Raw genomic sequence first — 22,710 nt, forward strand, 5'->3', positions numbered from 1 at the left:
ATGCTGTTCAATACCACTTGCTGTAGAGTGCAATTCGCTCATGGCGATACCGCCTCTTGGTCATAGTATAACAAAATCCAACTACGATTTCACCATGTTTCATTTACCTGGTATTAAAAAAGAATTTCACCGGAATATACGGGGATCAGCTCGTCATCTTGATTGCGGACCAGCAGCGCACCATCTCGGTTGAGTCCTGTGGCAATCCCGCTAAAACGGTCAAGGGTCGTCTGCACTTGAACTTCCCTGCCCACCGTGCCGGATAAAGCTTCCCAGAGAGAGGCTATAGGCTCGAAGCCCTGCTCGTTGTACAATTCATATAAAACCTCCATCTCCGCCATGATGGACTGGATCAGCTCTGTCCGATTGACGGTTGCTCCGCCAGCCATGCGAATCGAAGTCGCCACGCCGCGCAGCTCCTCCGGAAAATCCGACTCTTTCAGATTGGCGCTGATGCCGATACCGGCAATGCAGTAGCGCACCCTTTCGTCTTCTGTTGCAGACTCCAGCAAAATGCCGCACACCTTTTTGCCTTGAAACAGAATGTCGTTTGGCCATTTGATATCGGTTTGCACACCGGCGCACTTCGTGATCGCACGGCATACCGCTACGCCTGTCAACAAGGTGAGCTGCTGGGTTAAATGCAGAGGTTGCTTCGGTCTGAGCACCAGGCTCATCCATATGCCTTTGCCTCTCGGGGAGTGGAATTTCCTGCCCATTCTCCCGCGGCCGCCCGTCTGCTCTTCCGAGATCACAAGCGTGCCTTCCGTTGCCCCTTCTTCCGCCAATTGCCGGGCATCTTCCTGCGTTGACGCCGTTTTGTCAAGCAGCTTCAGCGGTTTCCCGAAGGTTTGACTGGTCATCCCCGCTGTCAGTTGTTCCACGCTCAGTTTGTCCGGTTCATCCATCATGCGGTAGCCAAGCCGTGGAACGGCCTCGAAATCATAACCCAAATGACGAAGCTTATTGATCTGTTTCCATACGGCTGTCCGGCTGATGGACAATTTACGGCTGATCTCTTCTCCGGACAAAAACTGGCCGGAATGCTCCTGGAACATTTTCAGAAGTGCATTGTCTTGATCATAATCCTTCATTATGAATTACCACCCGCTTTGCTTCTTCAATCAACGATTCCTTATCGTTGTTAATTAAACCTGCTGCCGCTTTCTCTAGCAATTGCCCGAGAAGTTCGCCTAGCCATGGGCCCCCGCGCTTGTCCAGCGCTTCAAGCAGTTCGTTTCCGGTGATGGCCAAATCCTTCAAACTCCGAATTCGGAGTTCCCGGAGCCAACCGTCAAGCTGCTCGATTACGCTAAGTGAGGCAGACGCCGCTCCCGTTTGGTTCAACGCCGTCTGCAAATGCAGCCAGCCTTGAGCTGCCTCGGCTCCGTGGAAAAGAACCAGCTTAATCCACTGGGGCCTAGCGCTCTTGGTATCTTCCTCTTCCTTCTCTTGCAGATAGGATTCATGAAGCGCCAGCTGCTTAACGATGGCTTCCCGCTGCTTATTGGAGAACGTCCATGATCGCAGCAGTCCCTCTGCTGCCTGGGCTGAAATGCCGCAGGCAAGCAGCAGCAGCGTCCAGCGGATCGTAGTATGCTCCGGCTCGATCCCACTCATGGCTTCTATCGCCTGCGTGTCATGCCCGGTATACGGAAACGGCGCTTTCATTCGGGCGTACAAGCCGCTGCGGACAAACATCTCCAATCCGCGTAAGGGGGCCGGCCCTGTCAATATCTTTTCAAATTCACTGCGGATGCGTTCCATCGCAATCCAGCTTAAGGTGTCTCTCTCCGAGAGAATCCCTCTCCATGTATGCTGCGCGATGGAGAAACCGAACACAGAGGCGAAACGGATGCAGCGAACCATGCGCAGGGCGTCTTCACGGAAACGCAGACGCGCATCGCCTACGCAGCGGATCACCTGCCTATCAATATCCGCTCGTCCGCCAAACGGATCCACCCAGGATCCATCAATCCCTCGGGCCATCGCATTCATCGTAAAATCGCGCCGTCTCAAATCTTCCTTTACTTCTCTGACGAAAGCGACCTCCGTTGGATGACGGTGATCCTCATAACCGCTCTCCACCCGATAAGTCGTCACTTCGAAAGACTGGCCTTCCATCAGCACCGTTACGGTCCCATGCTTGATTCCTGTAGGAATGACCTTGGGAAAGACGGAACAGGTGACTTCCGGCAAGGCGGAGGTCGTAATATCCATATCACTGACCCTGCGTCCCATGTATTCATCACGGACACAGCCTCCGACCCAATACGCTTCATGTCCATGCCGAAGCAGAGTCCGGATCACGTCCGCACTCCGCTCGGCCATATCGGGATCCGCGTTGCGCCATCGTATTGAATTAAACATATCTGCCATAGTTTCCCGTTCCTTTATCCGAAAAACAACGAGAGGGTCGAGCTTAGCCGCAGACCGGCTTCAACTCGCTAACCTCCCGTCCCAATACTCGGTAATATATTTCTTCGTACTTGCCTCGTATTAATTCATTGCAGAACATCGTCTTGGAACGATGCAGACAAGCCTTGCGCAGCCGCTCACTAAGCGCTTCATCCTTTAAAATTTCAAGCACATGCTGAGCCATCGAATAGGTGTCTCCGATAGGAGCCAAATACCCGGTTTCGCCATGTGTTATCAACTCGGGAATCCCGCCTGCCGTAGAGCCGACGGTAGGCACTCCGCAGGCCATCGCTTCTAGAGCAACCAGGCCAAAGCTTTCTTTCTCGGAAGGAAGCAGCAGCACATCCGCCATGGATATGACGTGCGCAATTTCATCTTGCTTGCCTAGAAAATGCACTTTGCTCGCGAGTCCCAGCTCATTGATCCGGCACTGAATTTTCGGAAGCTCGGGCCCTTCCCCGACAAGCAGCAGTTTCGCCGGGACCTGTTCCTGAACCTGGGCGAATATTTCCAACACGTCCGCTACCCGTTTTACCGGTCGGAAGTTGGAAATATGCATCAAGATCTTCTCATTCGGATCTGCATAATCTTTACGCAGTGATTCCGAATCCCGTGGATAATATACCCGCGGATCCACAAAATTGTAGGTAAGGTCAATATCCCGGCTTATATCCAGCAGCTCCCGCGTTTCTCGGATAAGATCCTGAGAAACAGCCGTAACCGCATCACTTTCATTAATAGCGAGTCGAATTAAGTCCTTCAGCGATTCATCCTGCGCCAGAACCGTAATATCGGTTCCATGCAGCGTCGTGACGACCTTCAGCTGATCTCCGACCATCTGCTTCGCTAGGAAGGCACACACGGCATGTGGCACCGCATAGTGCACATGCAGCACATCAAGCTGCTGCATTTTGGCTACCTGAGCCATCTTTGTCGCTAGCGACAAATCATATGGCGGGTATCGAAACACATAGTAGTCGTTCACTTCAACTTCATGATAAAAAATATTTTTATGGAAAGTCCCTAACCGGAACGGAATGCTGTGAGCAATAAAATGAACCTGGTGTCCTTGCTCGGCCAGGAGTTTCCCCAGCTCTGTCGCCACCACGCCCGACCCGCCCAATGAAGGGTAACAGGTAATGCCGATTTTTAATGGTTGTTGATTCATGTCAGGCCTCCTTTACGTACGCCTCTATATATTATGCCTGCTTGGAGCCGAATAGATGAACAACATACGGACTTTTACAAGCGAAACCTTCTGCATAAGGAATAAGCCTGCGCGCTCCAAGCAGTGAATCCCTGGCCCGCACACGCTCGATGTACCCCTCAGTCAACGGGGTAGAGACTGCATTTTCTTCAGCCTTCTGGAACTGGGAACGGTAACAAGACAGGGCCTGCTCCTTAACGGCATACTGATCCGTAACGTCAACGACCAGATCCGTTCTTCCGATATCATTAATGAAATAAAAATAAAGCTCGTCCACCTTAACCGGTGGCTGCTCAGGCATATAACGACGAAGCTTGGCATTAAATACCGCTTCCTCAACTAAACGGCTGCAAGCCACATGGTCCGGATGGCGATCCTCCCAGTAGGGAGCAAACACAATCGAGGGGGAAAACTTGCGAATCTCGGCCGTGACCCGTTCAATATTCTCCGGCGTCACAAATAAACCGCGGTCCGGCAGTCCCAAATTCGTCCGGACCGTAAGATCCAAAATCCGGGCTGCTTGCTCAGCCTCCTGCTTGCGAATGTCGACGGTGCCGTTCGACGACATCTCAGCCTCCGTCAGATCGCAGATCCCGACCGACAATCCAGCTGCTGTATGCTTCGCAATCGTTCCTGCCATTCCGATCTCGGCATCGTCAGCGTGTGCTCCGAAGATTAAGATGTCCAGTTGGCTGTTCATTAGCTATCCACACCCGGTTTGTATTTATGAACGAGTTCCCGCCATGCAAAATCGCCACGGTCCAGCGCTTTAACAAGAATCTCGGCCGTTGCCACATTGGTAGCAAGTGGAATTCCCTGCACGTCGCACAGACGAAGGAGTGCATTAATGTCTGGTTCATGAGGTTGTGCCATCAAAGGATCCCGCAAAAAAATGATGAGATCCATCTCATTGTCCGCAACAAGCGCGCCAATCTGCTGGTCACCACCAAGCGGTCCCGAAGCGAAACGGTGAATGCTGAGTTTGGTTTGCTCCATAATACGGGTCCCCGTCGTTCCCGTCGAGTAAAGATTATGATCTTCGAATACATTTTCATAAGCAATAACGAAGTTGACCATTTCCTCTTTTTTACGGTCATGAGCGATAAATGAAATATTCATAGTAATTTCTCCCCTATGTTAGTCGATAAAATGATCAAATCCATAGACCAAGCCGGTGTACCCCATTACTTTCTCTATAGCCATCTTCACGCCCGGCATATAAGCTGCACGCTCATAGGAATCATGTCGGATCTTCAAGCTTTGTCCGTAACCGCCAAATATAACTTCCTGCTGAGCAAATACACCCGGCAGACGAACACTGTGAATACGGAAGCCGTTATAGTACCCGCCTCTGGCGCCTTCAATGACCTCTTCTTCCTTTGGATTGCCTTGCCGGATTTCCTCGCGGTTTGCGGCAATCATTTCCGCTGTCTTGATCGATGTTCCGGATGGCGCATCAAGCTTCTGGTCGCCATGGGTTTCAATGATTTCAACATGGGGCAAATATTTTGCTGCTGCAGCTGCAAACTTCATCATCAGGATCGCTCCGATGGAGAAATTCGGTGCGATTAAACCGCCAATATTCTGCTCCATACACTGCTTGTCCAACTCTTCGATTTGCTCTGGCGTGAAGCCGGTAGTGCCCATGATCGGACGGACGCCGTGCTTAATGGCCAGAGCCGTGTTGCTATAGGCAAATTGCGGTGCTGTAAAGTCAACCATAACATCTGGTTTCGATTCGACCAACGCCATCTCCAGATCGGATGTCACCGTAATGCCGCAGGCAGGAAGACCCACAAGCGTCCCTGCATCAGCACCTTCATCCGATCGGCCCACAGCGGCAACCAGTTCCAGTTCCTCATCGCCCAAAACAAGCTTCACTACTTCTTTACCCATACGGCCGCCGGCACCGACGACCGCAACTGTCCATTTGTTTGCCATTGTACATGTCCTCACTTTCAATCCGATGCTGTATCCTGCATATATGATTTCAAGCGCTGTTTGAGTTCCTCCATTATATGCTGAAGCCCACTCTCCTGCGGGTACAATGAGATGACCTCTTTTAGTGTAGAAATGGCGCGCGCATGCTCATCGAGTTCGCTATAGACCAGAGCAAGCCACACGTAGGCTTGAGCGTACAAAGGGTCCATCGCTACGGCTGATTTCAGATGAGACACGGCCTGATAGAGCTCAGACTTGGTCACATCCTTGCGATTCTCCACCATTTTTCTGGCACGCTGCACCAGCTCTGCCGCTTTGATATGCTGTAAGTGAAGCGCATATTCCGGTTTGTCCGGCTGCAGCCTCACGGCTTCCTCCGCGTGAGTAATCGCCATTTCCAGTTTATTGCTTCTGCCGTAGGTAATGGAGCATCGGTAATGCACTTCGGCATCTCCCGGATTCGCAATGATCGCTTGCTCAAACCAACGTAACGCCTCTTCGAAATCATTTTGAAGGATGCATCGATATGCTTTTTGTATATAACTTTCAGGTTTCACGGGCTGTCCCTCCCCACAGCGGGTTTGGTACAGCATATGTAGCAGCAGCCTAATCGGTGTTTATTTTCGTCCAACGATCAGCATCACGCGTCGCAAATTTATGCATGACTTTAGCGTGCGCTTCCGCGAGATCGATGCCAAGGGAATTGGCAAAACAAATCGTAATAAACAATATATCTCCAAGTTCCATTTCGATGGAATTGTCTGCTTCATCGGCCTTTTTCGGCTTCTCACCGAACTGATGATTAACCTCTCTGGCGAGTTCGCCCACCTCTTCGGACATCCGGGCCATCATGGATAAAGGACTGAAATAACCTTCCTTGAATTGTGATATGTATTGATCGACTTCCTGCTGCATTTCAGCCATTGATTTTTCCAAGACCTATAACTCCCTTCACTGCGCAGTCTGCCCCAACTTGCAATATCCAAGCTGTAAGCAGCATTCTCTTATGACGAGCGATTGGTTTTAAACCTATGTTATCGTAAAGCGGATTTGAAAACAAATAATTTTTTATGGCTGGAACATGATCGGCACATACTAAGCAGGTACAAGCAACCTGACATACGGGTAATATCCACAATTGGAAATGTGAGGGGTCTTATGAAAACGTCCAAGTTGTTAAATCAGCTTCATACCATCATTCCGATCATCGCCGGTTCCGCCATTTACGCATTCGGCCTTCTGTATTTCATCATTCCGAATGAACTCATGGAGGGGGGCGTCACCGGCATTACCGTACTGCTGAACTATGCCTTTAACATATCGCCGTCCATCTCAACTATGGTGCTCAATATCCCGTTATTCTTGGTCGGCATGAAAATCCTCGGTAAACGCCAGTCGATTTACACAGGTCTCGGTATCGCCTCATTAACCCTGTTTCTGTGGCTGTTTGAAGCTTTGATCGATCGCGGCTATGTTGTACCGTTTCAGACCGAGCAGGATTATATTCTTGCTGCGCTTTACGCAGGTGTCACATTGGGCGCCGGACTCGGCATTGTGTTCCGGTTCGGCGGGACGACAGGCGGTTCAGACATCATTGCCAGAATCATCAACCGAAAATTCGGTTTCAGTATGGGACAGATCATTCTATCTCTTGATATCTTGATCATCGGGCTTTCTTTATTCTTTATCCCGCTCGAGCGAATATTGTATACCCTCGTTGCCGTATTCATCGCTTCCAAGGTCATCGATTTCATACAGGAGGGGGCTTATGCCGCCAAAGCCTTCACCATCATCAGTGATCACGCACCCGATATTGCCCATCGCATATCAACCGAGATGGAGCGCGGAGTAACACTAATCCCGGCCATCGGCGCCTACTCCAAGCAAGCCAAACATATGGTATACTGCGTCGTATCGAGGCAGGAAATTCGCCGCCTAACGGGAATCGCCAAATCGTTGGACCCTCGGGCATTTATTATCATTAATGATGTCAATGATGTGCATGGCGAAGGATTTAAAGAAGAATAGCCCGGTTTGCACCGGGCCTCAATCGGAACAACTATGGATTCCCGCCTACATTTTGCGAGGGAACATGGGTTTTGCGCTATACAACTGACCTCGGTATTTGCGGTATCCCGCAAACGTTAATGCCGCCAAAATGAAAGCCCCGATGACCAGCTGCCACGTCCATGGCTCCTTGACCTCTCCCAGCGGAGCTAGGGCGGGCTCATCCTTTTTCTTGCCAAACAGCGTATTGATCATTTCCTCACCCTGCGGAACCACTTTTTGCACCTGAGCTGTGTCCCCAGATGACACCAGACCCCCGGCATAAGAAATCCAGGACTCCATCATGTTAACCTCCTCAGGCTTTCGCTGTATGACAACAGAAGGACGGATGAGTTCATAATGTTCACTCAGGCTGTCATACGCTCGTCTCATGCCAGCCTGATCCTGCTGGATGGCATACTCCCCCATGACCCTCAGGTCTTCACGCATGACCTTGTAATATTGCAGCCATAACGCATCTCTGGTATGAATCAGGCTATCGGTTGCCATTCGGAGTTTTCCTGCGGACACCATCCAGTGCTGCGGCTCCTGCGTGGCCCTTGCCGTAGCTTCTTTCATCTCCAAAATGCTCTCAGCCAACGCATGAATTCCTTCTACACCGGTCAATCCCTGAAATGACGAAGCCTCAAACATCCCGGATACCCGGCGAACATCCTCTAGCACGGCTTGTACATTGCCTTCCTCCACATGGCGGTATAGCTGCTCCACTTCCTTGTTCAGCGCCTTAGCCTGTATGGATGCAGCGGGCGAAGTCTCCGACTGTCCGTTTGCCGGGGTAGCCCTCACAACAGGATCACCCATGCTGACAGTAACCAGCATAAGCAGTGCAAACAGACACAGCAGGAGCTTCGGAAAGGTTCGAAACATGGGACATCCCTCCTACCGTATATGTATGGCAGAAGGGATGCTCATAGAACTGTATAACCTAAACAGCTAACGTTGTTTGGAATTCCCATATTTCATGAAGATCCAGCCGGCAAAACCGCTGAAAAGAGTCAAAAGATAAGTAAACAGCTCGACCGCTGATAGGTCGTCATATAACTGCCCCGGCAGCCAAGGAAATACGCCGTACGTATAATCTACGGTATCATTCAGCAGTGTCCAGGCAATGGCCCCGGTGAGCGCTGTCCAGCGATAATGAAACAATCGTACGAACAATAACGCTTCCACTGCCATTGCCGTATGCGAAGCGACGAGCATCCAATCCTGCCATCCCAGCACATCCCCTTGGGCTTGTCCGGCAAATATGATGGCAACAGCCCAAATCCCATACTTCACTGATGTCACGACCGCCAGCGCCTCAATGAATTGCTGAAACAAAGAGCCCCCAAGCCCCCGAGGCGGGTAGAGGAGCAGCAGAAGCGCCAAACTGAAGAATAAACTGGCCGTCGGGCTATCCGGGACGAATATGACCTGCCATAGCAAGCCATGATCCACCGTATCGACCATTTGCCCCCCGTACCATATGTATCCATAGATCGTTCCAAGGATGTTGCAGATGAGCAGCAGCCAGAGAATCGATCGCTTGCTTAGAAATTCTCGGCTCCAAAAATACGAAATCGACAAGCTCCGTCCTCCTGTCCTGTTCCTTCTATTCTTACTTTTACGACTAATGCCGATTATACCTAAACTGTGCATATATTTCATCTATGTACAACATTTAAAAAAGAACCTGACCGCATTCGGTCAGGTTCTTCTATGCATCTTACTCTGCAGCTGCTTCTGCCTTTTGGCTTGCAAGCCAATCAGCCAGCTGGTCAAGTTCTGCTTCGGTTACACCAGCGCTTAAAGCCTGGTCTTTCATAGGCGGCATGCCACCTTTGCCATTTTCAATAATAGCCACGATTTCTTCCTTGGTGAGGATATCCCCAACACCGCGAAGCGACGGTCCAGATGCGCCTTTCAAATCTGCAGCATGACAAGAAATACAAGTAGCTGTCTTAAAGGTTTCCATCGCGGGATTATCCTTATCAACGATCGCTACAACACTGTCTTCAGCATGCTTGCCACTAGTCGTTGGTAGACCAGCTGCATGTTTCTCTTCCGCCTCTTCTTCACGCTGGATATGCTCAGGCTTCTGTCCAGTAGCTTCCAGCTCATGCACATAGTGCGTCCATGCTGAATTCGTCAGATAGACTACTGCCAGCAACGACAAAATCATAAGTGCCGAAGTAATTGGCCTTCTGTAAAAGCGACGCTCTTTCCCTGTATCGAGGAAAGGAACAAGCAGCAATGCGCCAAAGGCAACGCCCGAAACGCCAAGGGTACCCAGTACTACATAATCACCGGAAGCGTATGGAAGCTTCAGGTATTCATACAGGAACAGGAAGTACCAATCCGGCATCGGAATTACAGAAGCTCCCGGATCCGCCGGATAACCGAGCGGAGCCGGCTCCGAGATGGTCAGCACAAGGAAACCGACCAATACAACTACACCAACCATCCATTCCTTCAACAAGAAGTTAGGAATGAACGCTTCTGATTTGCCGGGATAAGCGGTGTAATCCGGCGGCGTAACCCAACCGCTGCCTTTTTTCACACGCGAATCGCCGACATAAACTACTTTCTCATCAGATTTATGACCATGTGCCATAAATATGCGCCTCCCTTCTTCTTATAGTGGACCGGAAATACCTTGTCTGCGGATCATGATAAAGTGTCCTACCAATAGAGCAAGAAGGACAGCCGGAAGGAAGAATACGTGAATCGCGAAGAAACGCGTCAACGTTTCGGCACCTACGATCGTACCGCCTTGCAGCAATTCTTTAATGATAGGTCCAAGCCAAGGTACGGAGTTCGCAATCTCCAATGTAACTTTTGTAGCGAAGTAAGCTTTGTTATCCCATGGCAGCAGGTAACCTGTCAAACCAAGACCGAGCATAACAAAGAAAATGAGCATACCAACAACCCAGTTCATTTCACGCGGCGCTTTGTATGAGCCTGTGAAGAACACGCGCATCGTATGCAAGAACATCATCACGATTACCAAGCTGGCGCCCCAGTGATGCATGCCGCGGACAATTTGTCCGAAGGCTACCTGTGTTTGCAGGTACTCAACACTGTTGTAAGCGTTTATGATATCCGGTACATAATACATCGTCAGGAACATCCCCGACAGAATCTGGATGACTGTGATAAAAAACGTCAAGCCGCCGAAACAGTACACAAACGCGGAGAAATGATGCGCCGGGTTTACGTGTTCCGGTACCTCGTGATCTGCAACGTCTCTCCAAATCGGCGTGATATCGAGACGTTCATCAATCCAGTTGTAGACATTCTTCAACATCTGAATCTACGCCTCCTATTTAACTACGGTATTTGGCACGATGGCGCCGAGGTAAATCCAGCCGTTCTCGATTTTCGTCTCGTACTGGTCAAGCGGCTTCGGCGCGACTGCCAGGTTCTTACCGTCCGGTGTATAACGCGCACCGTGGCAAGGGCAGTGGTATTCATCAGGGAAATTTTTGTTGTTATTCCATCCAACAAGGCATCCCAAATGCTTACAAATTGGTGAAAGCGCTACAATTTCACCCTGATCGTTCTTACGAATCCACGCCGTCAAAGTAGCTGTACTGTTGTACCAGCCGTCCTGCTGTTTGAGCTCAAAATGGAATTCCTGTGGATCGTTAGTAATTTTGCTCTCTTCCGCGACCTTTACAAAAGACCCTTCTTCTTTATTTTGAAGAATCGGATCAACGGCAAAGCGAAGCATTGGCAAAACTACTCCAGCAGCCATATAAGCTGTGGCACCGCCCAACGTGTATGTAAGAAATTGTCTGCGGGACATCTCTTTCTGTCGGGGTGGATTGTGCGATTCTTCATGCTCGTCATTGTGGTTGCTGCTCATTCTGTGTTCAACCCCCTTTGTCAACCGTTCTTAAGTGTCATCAATGATTAAAATCACACGACTTACTAGGACATACTAATAATATCTTAGGCACCCAAGACCGTCAAGAATTTGAACCCCAAATTTGGGTTCGCTTCCAATAGCCCTTTCGCAAATTGTTGGTTTTTTGTCACATTTGAACTTAGCTTTCCTGCTGCCACATTTCACTGATTTGTCCGGAAACGGTGGCTGAGAGGGGGATACCTTCATTGCCTTCCAACCTGCGCCGGGACAGTACAAGCGTACTTTCAGGCACATCCTCTTTAGAGAGCTCAACATCCGCTGTCATGATAACAACAAATTTAAACCCGATCGATTTGACATTGTGACAAACTTCATTTAGAAGCTTTATATCTTCAGTATTTCCATATTGTATAGCAGGATATGTAACCAATCTTCCCTTAAACGGAATTTCTGCCAAATCCATAAAATCCCGCAGCCGTTCAAGCGCAGCTGTAGCCTCCCATGGCGTTTCCGAACCCGATAATCCGGTAAACGGAATGAGGCACGTATCCAAAAAAGGTTTTAGTTCCGGCCAAGTCTGCTCGTCTACTTCACTAAATTTCATGCAAGGTACATCCTTTCTGCTCACTCATCATCATTTTGTTATCATTATACGAGTGGAAGGACGGGCAAAGCAAAAAAAAAGAAGAAATGCGATGAAGCATTTCTTCAATTCAAAGTCCTCAGTTCATCCGTCAGGTTTCGGAAAGCCACTTCGTCGCCGGAAGCCAGCGCTTCATCAATTTCTTTATACAGCTCTTCACTCCGATGCTTGCGCAATGCTTCGTCCCACACCATTTCGGCCGCCAGACCTAACATAACCTCGTAAGTAACCTTCATCTTATCCATTAGGATGCACCTCCAAACTAAATTTGCGTATACCTTATATTCTTTCCCTTTAAATACTTTACTTTCAAAAATTTTTACGGCTGCTGCAAATAAATGTAACCAAACAACCATGCTAGAGGATCAAATCTTTCGAATCGCCGATATGTATGCCGGCTTCCGCGGCCTTGAGGCCAAGCGCGGTCATTTTGTACGAAGTTCCCATGCTCTGACTCTCCCCTATTCTGAGCATCCCCAAATGCATTAGCATACGGATAATCCGCTGCTCCAAAATATTTTGCGGACTGTCATAATAGAAAGGACGGATTAGCCAGCCCAGCGATTCGTAAAGAGAGGCTGCGGTGACCCAATCTCTTGCGCATTGACTGATCCAGTATACAAGAGAAGAGATATTGGGAATTGCGCCTTTATAAAGTCTTAACCAAAAGCGGAATATCTGTATCACGCTAACTTGATTTCCTTCCTCCATAAACGCAGTTCCACTTTCGGTGAGGATCAACCGGGCATTGTTTTCCCTGATCCATTTTTTAGCGTAAGCATAATCGTACAGCAGCGCAAACCGATCGGGATATTCAATGCAAGAGCGGCCATACCCGAACCGCCATGCTCCCTTGGTAATGGGCGGTTCCGTTATATGCAGCGTACTCATGAGCTGCTGCTGATTTCGCCTATACATAAATCCTTCCTGATTCAACTCAATATCATGTCTGCCGACATATTTAAGAATCAGCATGAGATCTTCTGCGGCTAGTCCCTGCTCATCCCGGTACGCTTCCGGGTCATCACTTAATCGCTGCAGATTTTGATGAAGCCGCTCCCGAAGCACGTCACGAAACCGCTCCTTCAAATCCGATGGCACTTGAAACAAATACTTGGTGGAATGGGTAAAACCGTTAAACAACCAGCCGCTTCGGCGATAACGTGCGACCGCCTCACGCGGACTTTCCGTTTTGGCTGCGGTAGCTTTCTTGTTCGAAGAGGCTTGATCATCCTTCTCCTCCAATTCCGCCGCATGACGGATCGCAGCCGTCAATTCTTCCAGACTGTAGCCTGTTCGAGTGTCAAATGCCAGGTTGTTCAGAAAACGCAAATCGCTTGGTGACAAGCTGCTGACCTGCTCCTCGAAAAACTCTCTGCGTCCGAGCTTGGACAGAATACTCTGGATCAGTTCGTGCTTTGAATTCCGCTTAGCGTCACAATCATAGTGATTCGCTATATTGCTAAGCTGTCCAATATCGGCATATGTGAGCATATCCGCTAGATTCATCTTCCATCGCCTCGCCGTTTTACAACCATTATGGGAAGGTTTGAGACATTTGATACCTGATACGCTTCGGTTTAACGAAATATTTTTTGTTTTTTTGTATATAGAAATGACTATGCTCTCTTATTAAATGATAGAATACTTACTAAGTGTTGCAGAGAATTTACATATAATGTATTACATCTAAATCAAATAAAAAACCGCTTTATATGAAGGAATTATTCAATCACTACAGGAGGAATAAAATCATGAGAACTCCAGAACATGAGATATAACTAGGTGCAAATCGAATTCGAGGGCCTCCCTTAAGAGCTTTTTATAAAAATGAAAGTACCATTCATTATAAAAGCTTGGAGGATATGTGAAATGATAAAAGAAGCAGAATTTATGGCCTTTATTCAAGATATGGATCAACAATTTTCAGGATGGGACTTCTCACGAATTACGGCTTCAGGCCGCATGCAGTCCCATGCTCTCCCCTGGTCTTTGGGCAGCATGGTAATTCCGTTGATGCGAAATGCCGCTACGATGCTGGACATGGGTACGGGCGGAGGAGAGTTCTTATCCTCTCTCCAGCCACTGCCGGAAACGGTCTATGCAACCGAAGGCTATAAACCAAACGTACCGATTGCACAGCAAAAACTTGAACCGATTGGCGTAAAGGTTGTCTATTTTGAAGAAGATTCCTCACTTCCGTTAAAGGATCATTTTTTTGATCTGATCATCAATCAGCATGAATCCTATTCCGTGCCGGAAATCAAAAGGATTCTAAACGATCATGGCGTGTTCGTAACCCAGCAATCCGGAGGAACCGACTGTTATGGCATCAACGAGTGGTTTGGCGTTCCCTTGAATGAAGAGTTCGCTCATTGGAATCTGGGAACCGCTGTTCAAGAGCTGCAGGATCACGGTTTCAACGTCACCTTCAGCCGGGAGGACTTTTCACCGCAGCGGTTTTACGACATCGGTGCACTGATCTATTACCTACAGGCGATCCCTTGGCAGATTCCTGATTTTACGGTGGAACGCCACCTCGAACCTTTATATCAGGTTCATCAGGTTATCCGAACGAAGGGCTACTTCGAGGTGCAGCAGCATCGGTTTATTATAGTAGCAGAAGCGTAAAACTTTGTCCTATATAGTTATCCATTTTATCGACTGTACCCGAATGACTTATAAAGCGTAATTTAGCAAGATACGAACAACGATAGAAAAGGCGATGTGATATGCTTAGGAAACCATTCTGATCGTTTATTTTATATCGGAGGAGCAGTCGAGATGCTATCGGAAAAAGTGATCCATTATTGCAAAAGCAAAAACTGGTGGTTTGAAGACATTGCAGAGGAGTATGAACACGCATTAGTAAAGTTAGGCATCGATTTGAGTTCAGATTTTGCTGCGTTTTATTTGCATGCAGAGGATGGTCCGACTTTCTATAGTAGACGACGTGAAATTTATCAGATTTGTTGGTTTATGATCAATTCTTCGGATTATATGTTAGGCGTGGATAGAACTCATGTCGTTTTAAACCTGCCTGAAGAATATATTCCGTTGGATAGCTTTGAAGGAGAGTTCGGCTTTTTTTATAATAAGAACGCAGACGAAGTGTTAGGCTTAGGATTGGGCCAGCCGATGGAGGATTTTTTTGCTGGTAAATTGAAATCGCAATGGGAAAGCTTTAACTCCTTCCTAGAGTGGTATTTTGAACTGACCGATTCGTGTGTGACTATATAGTAAAAGGCCGTCAGCTACCGCCAGTATAGATACAAAAAGAGCCTTCCCGCGGGAAGGCTCTTTTTACTATTCATGAAGCTCCATGCTACGACTGTTTTGTCAACAGATGTTTGGTACAGTTAAACAGCAAGGGAGACCAGTCATCATCTTTTCTCTCCAGGACGGTGAGCGACAGATTGCCGATCCGCTCGCTCAGGACGCCGCGGCACACCAGCTTATATAGCTGCGCTAAAAAACCACCGTGGCTGACAACCAGAATATTGGCATCCGGGTATTTATGCCACATATCATCCAGAAAGACAAGCCCCCTGGATTGAAGCTCCAGATCCGTCTCCTGTCCCAAATCGAGCAGGTGCCAATCGGCACCAAACCGCGATTCACGCTCTTCCGCTGTCAACCCTTCCACCTGACCGTACTTGCGCTCGCGCAAACGATTATCTGGTGGTATCAATGGAATGTTCAGCATGGACGAGATGATCTTTGCTGTTTCCTCAGCACGGGAAAGTCCGCTGCTAACCGCAAAGTCCCATCGGTAAGGCTCTTGCAGAAGTCTTTCCCCAAGCAAACGCGCTTGACGACGGCCTTCCTCATTCAGTGGAATGTCCGTTTGACCTTGGATTTTGCCTAACGCATTCCAGTCCGTTAATCCATGACGAACCAAGCCGATTTGCATGCGCATCTCCTCCATTCTAACCACTTTTTATCTTCGGACCCGATTTAACTTCTTCAGGAAAAACATGGCGAATCCGATGCCCAATAAGGATAGTATCATCCAATATTCTGGCTGAGTCGGGCTCATATCAACCACAAAAGGATCAATAATGCCGCTGTTGGTTTTCGGAATGTTATAATCGTCCTTAGTGTTCAGGGTTTGGGCCGTGTCAGCCACCCCTGTAGGGATTATCCCTGTCGTTACCGCTTCCGGAACCGGCTTCGGCTGGTTGCCAGTCGCTGCAAAATAAACGAAGCTGCATACAAACAGAGCCAAAAAACCGGCAATCATAAGTGTCAGCCGTTTGCGGAACACTCGGCTTACCGCCCGACTCTTAGACGTTTCCTCCACCAGCCATGGGAAATCACGATAAATGCGGTCCATCACGTTTCGGTTGATCTGTTCAGCGTCCATGTAGGGGATCTCATGCTCCAGAACATGAACCATGTTCTGGCTTTCCACCCACATTTCGTACTCCGCTGCACATGAGCTGCAGGTTTGAACATGTGCGATCAGCCGTTGTCGCCGCAGATCATTGTCCGGCAAATCCCAGACAGTTTCCATCAGCTCTTGGGCTTCATCGCAAGTCATCTATTCTTCATCCCTCTCAGATCCTCAAAAACCGGCTCATAAAAATAGGGTTCGAGCTGAATTTTGACACTGCCGCGAGCTCTGAACAACAACGACTTAACCGAACTGACACTTTGACCTAAAATATCTGCGATTTCCTGATAATCCAGTTGATCATACTCCCGAAGAATCAGCGCCGACCTCTGTTTCTCCGGTAAATTATTTATTGCTTCCCTTACCATATGTACTCGTTCACTGCGTAGTATGGCCTGCTCCGGAGCAACTTCCATCGGAGCCACTGGCACGACCCCGCTCTCCTCCAACGGCAATGTGCCGCTTCGATGCTTGCGCAATTCGCTGAGCACGGTGTTGCGGGCAATCGTATAGAGCCAGGTCGAGAAGGATGCATCCACTTCCCGGAATGAGTGCAAGCTCCGGAAAGCCTTATAAAATGTTTCCGAACATAAGTCTTCAGCCATAAGCTCCATGTGCGAACTTTTTAACATATGATAGACAAATGCTAATATTTTTCTCTGATAACGCCGCATTAATTCGGAATAAAGTTCGGTGTTGCCTTGCTTAATTTCTTGGATTAGTTGGGAATCCGTCATATGATTTTTCGTTCCTCCTTCACCATCCGGTGCCTCTTCCCTGTCCAATACATCTCCACGGATGCAATGATCAAGGATTTGTGCAAAAGTACCGTCAAACCATATATAGTTACGCCTCAAGATGTCTGACTATTCTATGTATTTGGCAATTTCCCCAAATCTTCTACACTAGCACTCTAGCATTATAGCACATATTGGAGAAAAGTTCAGGTTTGTGGCAGTAGATTTCCCACTGATAGGAAAAAGGACAAAAAAAATCCGCCTTCAACATTGAAGGCGGTTGCACACAGTGCAATATTTTGGATAGGAGTGGAGAGAAACCATACTGTACTTTTATTATATGTATACGTTTTCATTTTGTCAACACTGAAAACGCATTTATTTCCGGTTGTTTAAAAACAACCGGAAAAATTACTGGTACACCGAGTGCCCTTGCGACAACAATAGCTCCTTAGCCCGCTCCTGCTCAATTTCATTGCGGAAGGAAAGCCGCATCACGCCCGGCACATCTTCCCGACTCTCGATAATCTGCATGTTGCTGAGGTTGATGCTATTTGTCCCCAAATCCGTCGCTATGCGGCCGATGATACCCGGATGGTCAGGCACGTCCAGATACAGATCGTATTGGGATACAATCATCCCCTTCCGTCGCTCTGGGAGCACGCTGCGGAATTCCCCCGCTCTGCGGAAGGCCTCTTCAATAGCTGGCCCGTCCTTCGACTCCAGCATATCCATGAAACGCTGAATTCCTTCGTTCCAGTCTCGTAAAAGCGGCAGCATGACATTGCGGTTATTTAATAGAATGTCCCGCCAAACGACCGGGTCACTTGAAGCGATACGGGTAATATCCCGAAAGCCGCCTGCAGCCAGCGTACGGTATAACGGATTATCGTCATTGTAGGAGCTGATCTGGTTGACCAAAGCCACTGCGATCACATGAGGCAGATGACTGATGGCTCCAACAATCTCATCGTGCAGTCTCGGCTCCACCTTTACAATGTGTGCACGCGTATACGATAGAAGCTCTACGAGTACGTCCACCTTCTCCTGAGGGACTTCATCCGGCGGAGTAAGCACATAATATGCATTCTCGAATAATACGGTGGAGGCAGCGCCTACACCGGATCTTTCCGAACCAGCCATCGGATGTCCTCCGATAAAGTAGGCATCCTTCAGCGCAAGTTGGGATGCGCATTCGGCAATACTCGCTTTGGTACTGCCTACATCCGTAATAATGCATCCGGTTTTAAGCCGCAATTCACTCAGACGTTTTATGTACATCTCGAGACTTCCTACCGGAACACACAAAAATATAATGTCCGCGCCCTGGGCAGCTTCTTCTACCGAAAGCGTAACTTTATCGACAACGCCCTTGGCGATAACCTGGTCGGCATACTCTTGCGTGTGGGCATAACCGGTCACGGTTATGCCTGGTTTTCCTTTGAAATTTAATGCTAACGAACCGCCGATCAAGCCGACGCCGAATATAGAAATTTGCATGGTCATGTTCTCTCTCTCACTCGTTTCAAGCTGCGATTATTGTTATGTCATTAGATTAGGCTGGAGCATTCACTTCCTGGAGCACTTGTTCCAATGCGCCGATGAAAGCCTTGTTCTGTTCTTCAGAGCCAACGGTTACGCGAATGTAGTTCGGGTAAACTTCAAATCCCGGACGTACGATAATGCCTTTACTTAGCAGGGACTTGAACACTTCGGTGCCCGGCTTCTTCACATCCACCATGATAAAGTTACCGTTCGCAGGGAAATAGGATAATCCAAGACGATCAAACTCCCGCTGGACATAAGTGATTCCCTCGGCATTCAATTGTCGGCATTTAGCTACGAATTCCTGATCTTTCAAGGCTGCCTTCGCCGCCACTTGGGCCAGGCGTCCTGTATTAAACGGCTCACGTACCCGATTAATCAAGGAAATAACCTCAGATTGCCCGATGCCGTAGCCGATGCGAAGGGCAGCCAGGCCGTATATTTTGGAGAAGGTACGCAGGATTACCAAGTTCGGATAACGTTCCATTAACTTGATGCTGGCCGGATACGAAGCGTCCGTTACATATTCAAAATAAGCTTCATCGAGAACAACCATCACGTGAGCCGGGACTTCATCCAAGAAAGATACCAGCTCGCTTTCGGAAACGATAGTTCCGGTCGGATTATTCGGATTGCACACCCAGATGATTTTGGTTTTGTCCGTGACGGCTTTGGTCATGCCCGGCAGATCATGCTTCCCGTTAACCAGAGGTACCTCAATGCTTGTTGCGCCTTCAATATCCGCATTCGTTTTATAGACCGAGAAGGTCTGATCGGCCATAATGGTTTCGTCTCCCGGCTCCAGGAACGCCCGAATAATGAGGGCGATGATTTCATCGGATCCGCATCCGAAAATAATCTGATTGCGTTCAATACCAAGCTGCTCAGCAAGCTCCGCCGTTAAATCAGCCGCACTTCCATCCGGATACAAGCTGAGCGTACCGAGTTCAGCGGTAATCGCTTCGGTTGCTCGCGGCGAGCAGCCGTATGGATTCTCGTTGGAGGCCAGTTTAATGACAACATCCAGGCCTAATTCTTTTTTGACTTCTTCGATGGGCTTCCCGGGTTGATATACAGGAAGATTAACAATTTGCGCTTTTGGTTTCATACGATATTCGCCTCACCTTTCATAACTGCTATGGACAACACTAACCTTTTAATTGTGCCACAAACTCCCTGATTTGCAAAAGTCCCTGCTGTCTTGTCTCTTCCTTCTCAAGAAGAGGAATCGTCGATTCGATCTGACGCACGATGGCACTGCCAACAACGACGCCGTCGCAAATTTTCGAGAATCTGGCAACCTGTTCCCCGGACGAAATGCCAAAGCCAATCGCGATGGGCACGTTGCTGTACTGCTTCACCGTTTGAAGAAAGGCTTCCACTCCCGAATAAAAATCGGTGCGTTCGCCTGTCACGCCAAGCGAGGATACGCAATACACAAAGCCAGTCGCTTCCGAAGCGATGCTCGCAATCCGCTCATGTGAGGTAGGTGCCACCAACGGAATCAGGTGAACGTCCGCAGCATGAGCCCGTTTCCGAATCTCTGCGGATTCTTCCACCGGCAGATCCGGAATGATCAGCCCGCTGATATCATTCCTTACCACTTCTTCAAAGAAAACATCCAGTCCGGTCTGCAGAACCGGATTGTAATAGGTAAACAGGATGAACGGCAGCTTACTGCCCCGTTCTCTCGCCAGGCGCGCAGTCTCCATGCAGGTGCGAATGGTCACCTTGCTCTTCAGGGCGCGCTCGGAAGCACGCTGGATGACCGGGCCATCGGCGAGGGGATCAGAATAAGGAACACCGAGTTCGATAATATCGACTCCTGCAATTTCAAGCTCATGAATGATATCGAGCGTCGATTTCACGTCCGGATCCCCAACGGTCAGATAAGGAATCAAGGCCGTCTTGTTTTGTTGTTTCAACGACGCAAAGGTCTGGTCAATTCGGTTCATTCGGTTTTCCCTCCCGTGTAAGCCATGATGGACTCCACGTCCTTGTCACCGCGACCGGACAAATTAATGACGACGATATCGTCTTCGGTCCACGCGGGCGCCATTTTTACTGCTTGCGCTACGGCATGCGCGGATTCCAGCGCAGGAATAATGCCTTCCGTGCGGCATAGCAGCTGCAAGGCATCCAATGCCTCTTGGTCGGTTATAGGCACATACTGCACACGCTCAATATCTTTTAAGTAGGAGTGCTCAGGTCCAACGCCGGGATAATCAAGGCCGGCAGAAATGGAATGCGCCTCCTGAACCTGTCCATACTCATCCTGTAGCAAATAACTCATCGATCCCTGGAATACGCCATGGGTCCCCTTGGACATGGTAGCCGCGTGAAAATTGGTATCTACCCCTTTGCCAGCCGCTTCGACACCGATCAAACCGACTTCCTTATCTTCCAGGAACGGGTAGAACATGCCGATCGCATTGCTCCCTCCACCGATTGGCGCAAGAATCACGTCGGGCAGTCTTCCTTCCGTCTCCAGAATCTGCTTGCGGGTCTCGTCACCGATAATCCGCTGGAAGTTCCGCACCATCATCGGATACGGATGCGGACCTACTGCGGAGCCAAGTACATAGAAGGTATCCTCTACGTTGCTGACCCAGTAGCGAAGCGCCTCATTGCCGGCATCTTTCAGCGTTCGGCTTCCCGACGTCACCGGAATCACTTCGGCTCCAAGCATTTTCATACGGAATACGTTCAACTGCTGCCGCTTGGTATCCTCTTCGCCCATGAACACCTTGCATTCGAGACCGAGCAGAGCGGCCACGGTTGCAGTGGCAACACCATGCTGTCCGGCTCCCGTTTCGGCAATGACCTTGCCTTTGCCCATACGCTTGGCTAACACGCCCTGAGCAATGGCGTTGTTGATTTTGTGTGCACCTGTATGGTTCAAATCCTCACGCTTCAGATAAATTTTAGCCTTGCCGAGGTGTTTGCTGAGCCGCTCGGCATAATATAACGGCGTTTCCCGTCCGGAATACTGTTTAAGCAAATAAGCAATCTCCTCTTTGAACGCAGGATCCTCCGAAAAGCGGTTATACTCTTGTTCAAGCTCTATTAAAGCGTTCATGAGTGTTTCCGGTACGAACCGGCCACCAAACACTCCGAAACGTCCATTAAGATCAGGAAGCTGTGTCATTTCCCCTTCACCCTTTCTACGAATGCAATCACTTTGTTTATGTCCTTCACGCCAGGTTCACTCTCAACGCCGCTGGATACATCCACGCCGTACGGAGCGTATTGACCTATTAAATACGATACATTATCCGAATCCAATCCGCCGGCTACAAACAAGGGGATCCCTTGCCGTTTCGCCCACTGCTGGTAAGGTGGGATGAGATCCCAGGCAAATGTCTTACCAGACCCTCCGCCATATACCGGATCGTACGTGTCGATCAGCAATCCATCGATGCTGCCTGCATACGGATCAAGTGCTGACAGACGTTCCGCTTCCGAGCGGTCACTCTCGATCGATACCGCCTTAAAAACGGAAACCGGGAAGCGCTCCTTCACTTCCCGGCAAAATTGCGGCGATTCCTGACCATGCAGCTGCACAACGTCGAGCGCTGCTTCTCGTAGAAGCTCTTCCAGCTCATTCAAATCAGGGTTAACCAAGACGCCGACGGCGGCGGGAATCATGTCATGATCCCATCCCCGCAATACTTGAATAAGCTGCGCAGCCTGCTGCGGCGATACCTTCCGCCGGCTCTTGGCAAATACGAATCCGATATAATCCACAGGTAAGTTTATCATAGATTTTAGCACTTCAACGCTTTGAAGTCCACATATTTTTAGCGCCGTACTCATCACTTAATATCCCCTTTATTCTATATGTGCGTGTTCAAAAAGGTCGGTTTTCAGCACCGAGAAGGTTGGATGAAGCTAGGGACTGAGGAG

General features: G+C 49.0%; 27 protein-coding genes. 3 read left to right on the top strand and 24 right to left on the bottom strand.

What is annotated here, in order from left to right; all coding sequences use genetic code 11:
• Window positions 1-113 precede the first annotated feature (113 nt).
• The 8 genes from ACOZB4_RS29205 to ACOZB4_RS29240 are packed head-to-tail and all read right to left on the bottom strand — an operon-like array spanning window position 114 to window position 6,502.
• Complete coding sequence (locus ACOZB4_RS29205) at window positions 114-1,094, bottom strand: biotin--[acetyl-CoA-carboxylase] ligase (protein ID WP_379414594.1); 981 nt, start codon at window positions 1,092-1,094, stop codon at window positions 114-116.
• Window positions 1,081-2,379, bottom strand: coding sequence for a CCA tRNA nucleotidyltransferase (locus tag ACOZB4_RS29210; protein WP_379414595.1), 1,299 nt, complete (start codon window positions 2,377-2,379; stop codon window positions 1,081-1,083). Before ACOZB4_RS29210 ends, ACOZB4_RS29205 begins: the two co-directional genes overlap by 14 nt.
• Before the next feature lie 43 nt (window positions 2,380-2,422).
• On the bottom strand, window positions 2,423-3,586 hold the full coding sequence (gene bshA, locus ACOZB4_RS29215) for an N-acetyl-alpha-D-glucosaminyl L-malate synthase BshA (RefSeq protein WP_076320991.1): 1,164 nt from the start codon (window positions 3,584-3,586) through the stop codon (window positions 2,423-2,425).
• Window positions 3,587-3,617: 31 nt separating this feature from the next.
• Entirely contained in the window at window positions 3,618-4,325 is a 708-nt protein-coding gene (bshB1, locus tag ACOZB4_RS29220) for a bacillithiol biosynthesis deacetylase BshB1 (RefSeq protein WP_339292987.1), read from the bottom strand.
• A complete protein-coding gene (gene mgsA, locus ACOZB4_RS29225; protein ID WP_098743043.1) occupies window positions 4,325-4,744 on the bottom strand; it encodes a methylglyoxal synthase in 420 nt (139 codons plus the stop codon). The genes bshB1 and mgsA overlap by 1 nt, the downstream gene beginning before the upstream one ends.
• Window positions 4,745-4,762: 18 nt before the next feature.
• Window positions 4,763-5,566: a 4-hydroxy-tetrahydrodipicolinate reductase gene (gene dapB / locus ACOZB4_RS29230; RefSeq protein WP_098743042.1), complete on the bottom strand. Its 804-nt coding sequence runs from the start codon at window positions 5,564-5,566 to the stop codon at window positions 4,763-4,765.
• Window positions 5,567-5,583: 17 nt separating this feature from the next.
• Window positions 5,584-6,123 carry a tetratricopeptide repeat protein gene (locus ACOZB4_RS29235; RefSeq protein WP_071218386.1) on the bottom strand — a complete coding sequence of 180 codons (540 nt, stop codon included), beginning with the start codon at window positions 6,121-6,123 and terminating at the stop codon, window positions 5,584-5,586.
• A 49-nt stretch (window positions 6,124-6,172) separates the two neighbouring features.
• Window positions 6,173-6,502: a nucleotide pyrophosphohydrolase gene (locus tag ACOZB4_RS29240; RefSeq protein ID WP_076320987.1), complete on the bottom strand. Its 330-nt coding sequence runs from the start codon at window positions 6,500-6,502 to the stop codon at window positions 6,173-6,175.
• Window positions 6,503-6,724: 222 nt separating this feature from the next.
• Between ACOZB4_RS29240 and ACOZB4_RS29245 the strand changes: the two genes are divergently transcribed.
• Window positions 6,725-7,594, top strand: coding sequence for a YitT family protein (locus tag ACOZB4_RS29245; protein ID WP_076320986.1), 870 nt, complete (start codon window positions 6,725-6,727; stop codon window positions 7,592-7,594).
• A gap of 45 nt (window positions 7,595-7,639) precedes the next feature.
• On the opposite strand, the gene ACOZB4_RS29250 is transcribed toward ACOZB4_RS29245, so the two are convergent.
• From ACOZB4_RS29250 to ACOZB4_RS29285, 8 genes are all read right to left on the bottom strand, one after another.
• Window positions 7,640-8,500, bottom strand: coding sequence for a sporulation protein YpjB (locus ACOZB4_RS29250; protein WP_379414596.1), 861 nt, complete (start codon window positions 8,498-8,500; stop codon window positions 7,640-7,642).
• 66 nt (window positions 8,501-8,566) lie between these two features.
• The gene (locus tag ACOZB4_RS29255; RefSeq protein ID WP_098743039.1) at window positions 8,567-9,199 is read right to left on the bottom strand and encodes a DUF1405 domain-containing protein; all 633 of its coding nucleotides are present in this window, start codon (window positions 9,197-9,199) and stop codon (window positions 8,567-8,569) included.
• 139 nt (window positions 9,200-9,338) lie between these two features.
• Complete coding sequence (locus ACOZB4_RS29260) at window positions 9,339-10,226, bottom strand: menaquinol-cytochrome c reductase cytochrome b/c subunit (RefSeq protein WP_379414597.1); 888 nt, start codon at window positions 10,224-10,226, stop codon at window positions 9,339-9,341.
• Window positions 10,227-10,247: 21 nt separating this feature from the next.
• Window positions 10,248-10,919, bottom strand: a complete 672-nt coding sequence (gene qcrB / locus ACOZB4_RS29265; protein WP_006209500.1) for a menaquinol-cytochrome c reductase cytochrome b subunit — start codon at window positions 10,917-10,919, stop codon at window positions 10,248-10,250.
• A gap of 15 nt (window positions 10,920-10,934) precedes the next feature.
• Window positions 10,935-11,480, bottom strand: a complete 546-nt coding sequence (locus ACOZB4_RS29270) for a ubiquinol-cytochrome c reductase iron-sulfur subunit (RefSeq protein ID WP_015734548.1) — start codon at window positions 11,478-11,480, stop codon at window positions 10,935-10,937.
• 181 nt (window positions 11,481-11,661) lie between these two features.
• The gene (locus ACOZB4_RS29275; protein ID WP_339292984.1) at window positions 11,662-12,087 is read right to left on the bottom strand and encodes a DUF2487 family protein; all 426 of its coding nucleotides are present in this window, start codon (window positions 12,085-12,087) and stop codon (window positions 11,662-11,664) included.
• A 104-nt stretch (window positions 12,088-12,191) separates the two neighbouring features.
• Complete coding sequence (locus tag ACOZB4_RS29280; RefSeq protein ID WP_006209497.1) at window positions 12,192-12,371, bottom strand: IDEAL domain-containing protein; 180 nt, start codon at window positions 12,369-12,371, stop codon at window positions 12,192-12,194.
• A gap of 112 nt (window positions 12,372-12,483) precedes the next feature.
• A complete protein-coding gene (locus ACOZB4_RS29285) occupies window positions 12,484-13,635 on the bottom strand; it encodes a hypothetical protein (RefSeq protein WP_379414598.1) in 1,152 nt (383 codons plus the stop codon).
• A gap of 363 nt (window positions 13,636-13,998) precedes the next feature.
• Here ACOZB4_RS29285 and ACOZB4_RS29290 point away from each other — a divergent pair, with 363 nt between their 5' ends.
• Window positions 13,999-14,757 (top strand): methyltransferase domain-containing protein, encoded by a 759-nt coding sequence (locus tag ACOZB4_RS29290; protein ID WP_379414599.1) that lies wholly within the window; start codon window positions 13,999-14,001, stop codon window positions 14,755-14,757.
• Between the two features lie 153 nt (window positions 14,758-14,910).
• A complete protein-coding gene (locus ACOZB4_RS29295; RefSeq protein WP_076320979.1) occupies window positions 14,911-15,366 on the top strand; it encodes a hypothetical protein in 456 nt (151 codons plus the stop codon).
• Between the two features lie 85 nt (window positions 15,367-15,451).
• Here the strand turns inward: ACOZB4_RS29295 and ACOZB4_RS29300 are convergent, their stop codons facing one another.
• The 8 genes from ACOZB4_RS29300 to ACOZB4_RS29335 form a co-directional block, all read right to left on the bottom strand.
• Window positions 15,452-16,039, bottom strand: a complete 588-nt coding sequence (locus tag ACOZB4_RS29300) for a histidine phosphatase family protein (protein WP_379414600.1) — start codon at window positions 16,037-16,039, stop codon at window positions 15,452-15,454.
• A gap of 27 nt (window positions 16,040-16,066) precedes the next feature.
• Window positions 16,067-16,669 carry an anti-sigma factor family protein gene (locus ACOZB4_RS29305; RefSeq protein WP_379414601.1) on the bottom strand — a complete coding sequence of 201 codons (603 nt, stop codon included), beginning with the start codon at window positions 16,667-16,669 and terminating at the stop codon, window positions 16,067-16,069.
• Window positions 16,666-17,259 carry an RNA polymerase sigma factor gene (locus tag ACOZB4_RS29310; protein WP_076321323.1) on the bottom strand — a complete coding sequence of 198 codons (594 nt, stop codon included), beginning with the start codon at window positions 17,257-17,259 and terminating at the stop codon, window positions 16,666-16,668. The genes ACOZB4_RS29305 and ACOZB4_RS29310 overlap by 4 nt, the downstream gene beginning before the upstream one ends.
• A 411-nt stretch (window positions 17,260-17,670) precedes the next feature.
• On the bottom strand, window positions 17,671-18,759 hold the full coding sequence (locus ACOZB4_RS29315) for a prephenate dehydrogenase (protein ID WP_179090573.1): 1,089 nt from the start codon (window positions 18,757-18,759) through the stop codon (window positions 17,671-17,673).
• Window positions 18,760-18,814: 55 nt separating this feature from the next.
• A complete protein-coding gene (gene hisC / locus ACOZB4_RS29320) occupies window positions 18,815-19,912 on the bottom strand; it encodes a histidinol-phosphate transaminase (protein ID WP_339292981.1) in 1,098 nt (365 codons plus the stop codon).
• Window positions 19,913-19,952: 40 nt separating this feature from the next.
• Window positions 19,953-20,759 carry a tryptophan synthase subunit alpha gene (trpA, locus tag ACOZB4_RS29325; RefSeq protein ID WP_379414602.1) on the bottom strand — a complete coding sequence of 269 codons (807 nt, stop codon included), beginning with the start codon at window positions 20,757-20,759 and terminating at the stop codon, window positions 19,953-19,955.
• On the bottom strand, window positions 20,756-21,952 hold the full coding sequence (gene trpB / locus ACOZB4_RS29330; RefSeq protein ID WP_379414603.1) for a tryptophan synthase subunit beta: 1,197 nt from the start codon (window positions 21,950-21,952) through the stop codon (window positions 20,756-20,758). Before trpB ends, trpA begins: the two co-directional genes overlap by 4 nt.
• Entirely contained in the window at window positions 21,949-22,623 is a 675-nt protein-coding gene (locus ACOZB4_RS29335) for a phosphoribosylanthranilate isomerase (protein WP_379414604.1), read from the bottom strand. The genes trpB and ACOZB4_RS29335 overlap by 4 nt, the downstream gene beginning before the upstream one ends.
• Between the last annotated feature and the right edge of the window lie 87 nt (window positions 22,624-22,710).

The organism is Paenibacillus sp. NPDC058898 (assembly GCF_049316025.1).
In the GTDB taxonomy this organism is placed as follows: Bacteria; Bacillota; Bacilli; order Paenibacillales; family Paenibacillaceae; genus Paenibacillus_AQ.

Excerpts from the sequence above, each read along its gene's own strand:
- ACOZB4_RS29310 (WP_076321323.1), bottom strand. The coding sequence starts at position 17,259 with ATGACGGATTCCCAACTAATCCAAGAAATTAAGCAAGGCAACACCGAA.
- ACOZB4_RS29315 (WP_179090573.1), bottom strand. The coding sequence starts at position 18,759 with ATGCAAATTTCTATATTCGGCGTCGGCTTGATCGGCGGTTCGTTAGCA.
- bshB1 (WP_339292987.1), bottom strand. The coding sequence starts at position 4,325 with ATGAACAGCCAACTGGACATCTTAATCTTCGGAGCACACGCTGACGAT.
- ACOZB4_RS29250 (WP_379414596.1), bottom strand. The coding sequence starts at position 8,500 with ATGTTTCGAACCTTTCCGAAGCTCCTGCTGTGTCTGTTTGCACTGCTT.
- ACOZB4_RS29260 (WP_379414597.1), bottom strand. The coding sequence starts at position 10,226 with ATGGCACATGGTCATAAATCTGATGAGAAAGTAGTTTATGTCGGCGAT.
- ACOZB4_RS29280 (WP_006209497.1), bottom strand. The coding sequence starts at position 12,371 with ATGGATAAGATGAAGGTTACTTACGAGGTTATGTTAGGTCTGGCGGCC.
- dapB (WP_098743042.1), bottom strand. The coding sequence starts at position 5,566 with ATGGCAAACAAATGGACAGTTGCGGTCGTCGGTGCCGGCGGCCGTATG.
- trpA (WP_379414602.1), bottom strand. The coding sequence starts at position 20,759 with ATGAACCGAATTGACCAGACCTTTGCGTCGTTGAAACAACAAAACAAG.
- ACOZB4_RS29205 (WP_379414594.1), bottom strand. The coding sequence starts at position 1,094 with ATGAAGGATTATGATCAAGACAATGCACTTCTGAAAATGTTCCAGGAG.
- mgsA (WP_098743043.1), bottom strand. The coding sequence starts at position 4,744 with ATGAATATTTCATTTATCGCTCATGACCGTAAAAAAGAGGAAATGGTC.
- ACOZB4_RS29300 (WP_379414600.1), bottom strand. The coding sequence starts at position 16,039 with ATGCAAATCGGCTTGGTTCGTCATGGATTAACGGACTGGAATGCGTTA.
- trpB (WP_379414603.1), bottom strand. The coding sequence starts at position 21,952 with ATGACACAGCTTCCTGATCTTAATGGACGTTTCGGAGTGTTTGGTGGC.
- hisC (WP_339292981.1), bottom strand. The coding sequence starts at position 19,912 with ATGAAACCAAAAGCGCAAATTGTTAATCTTCCTGTATATCAACCCGGG.
- ACOZB4_RS29295 (WP_076320979.1), top strand. The coding sequence starts at position 14,911 with ATGCTATCGGAAAAAGTGATCCATTATTGCAAAAGCAAAAACTGGTGG.
- qcrB (WP_006209500.1), bottom strand. The coding sequence starts at position 10,919 with ATGTTGAAGAATGTCTACAACTGGATTGATGAACGTCTCGATATCACG.
- ACOZB4_RS29305 (WP_379414601.1), bottom strand. The coding sequence starts at position 16,669 with ATGACTTGCGATGAAGCCCAAGAGCTGATGGAAACTGTCTGGGATTTG.
- ACOZB4_RS29285 (WP_379414598.1), bottom strand. The coding sequence starts at position 13,635 with ATGAATCTAGCGGATATGCTCACATATGCCGATATTGGACAGCTTAGC.
- ACOZB4_RS29245 (WP_076320986.1), top strand. The coding sequence starts at position 6,725 with ATGAAAACGTCCAAGTTGTTAAATCAGCTTCATACCATCATTCCGATC.
- ACOZB4_RS29290 (WP_379414599.1), top strand. The coding sequence starts at position 13,999 with ATGATAAAAGAAGCAGAATTTATGGCCTTTATTCAAGATATGGATCAA.
- ACOZB4_RS29270 (WP_015734548.1), bottom strand. The coding sequence starts at position 11,480 with ATGAGCAGCAACCACAATGACGAGCATGAAGAATCGCACAATCCACCC.
- bshA (WP_076320991.1), bottom strand. The coding sequence starts at position 3,586 with ATGAATCAACAACCATTAAAAATCGGCATTACCTGTTACCCTTCATTG.
- ACOZB4_RS29210 (WP_379414595.1), bottom strand. The coding sequence starts at position 2,379 with ATGGCAGATATGTTTAATTCAATACGATGGCGCAACGCGGATCCCGAT.
- ACOZB4_RS29275 (WP_339292984.1), bottom strand. The coding sequence starts at position 12,087 with ATGAAATTTAGTGAAGTAGACGAGCAGACTTGGCCGGAACTAAAACCT.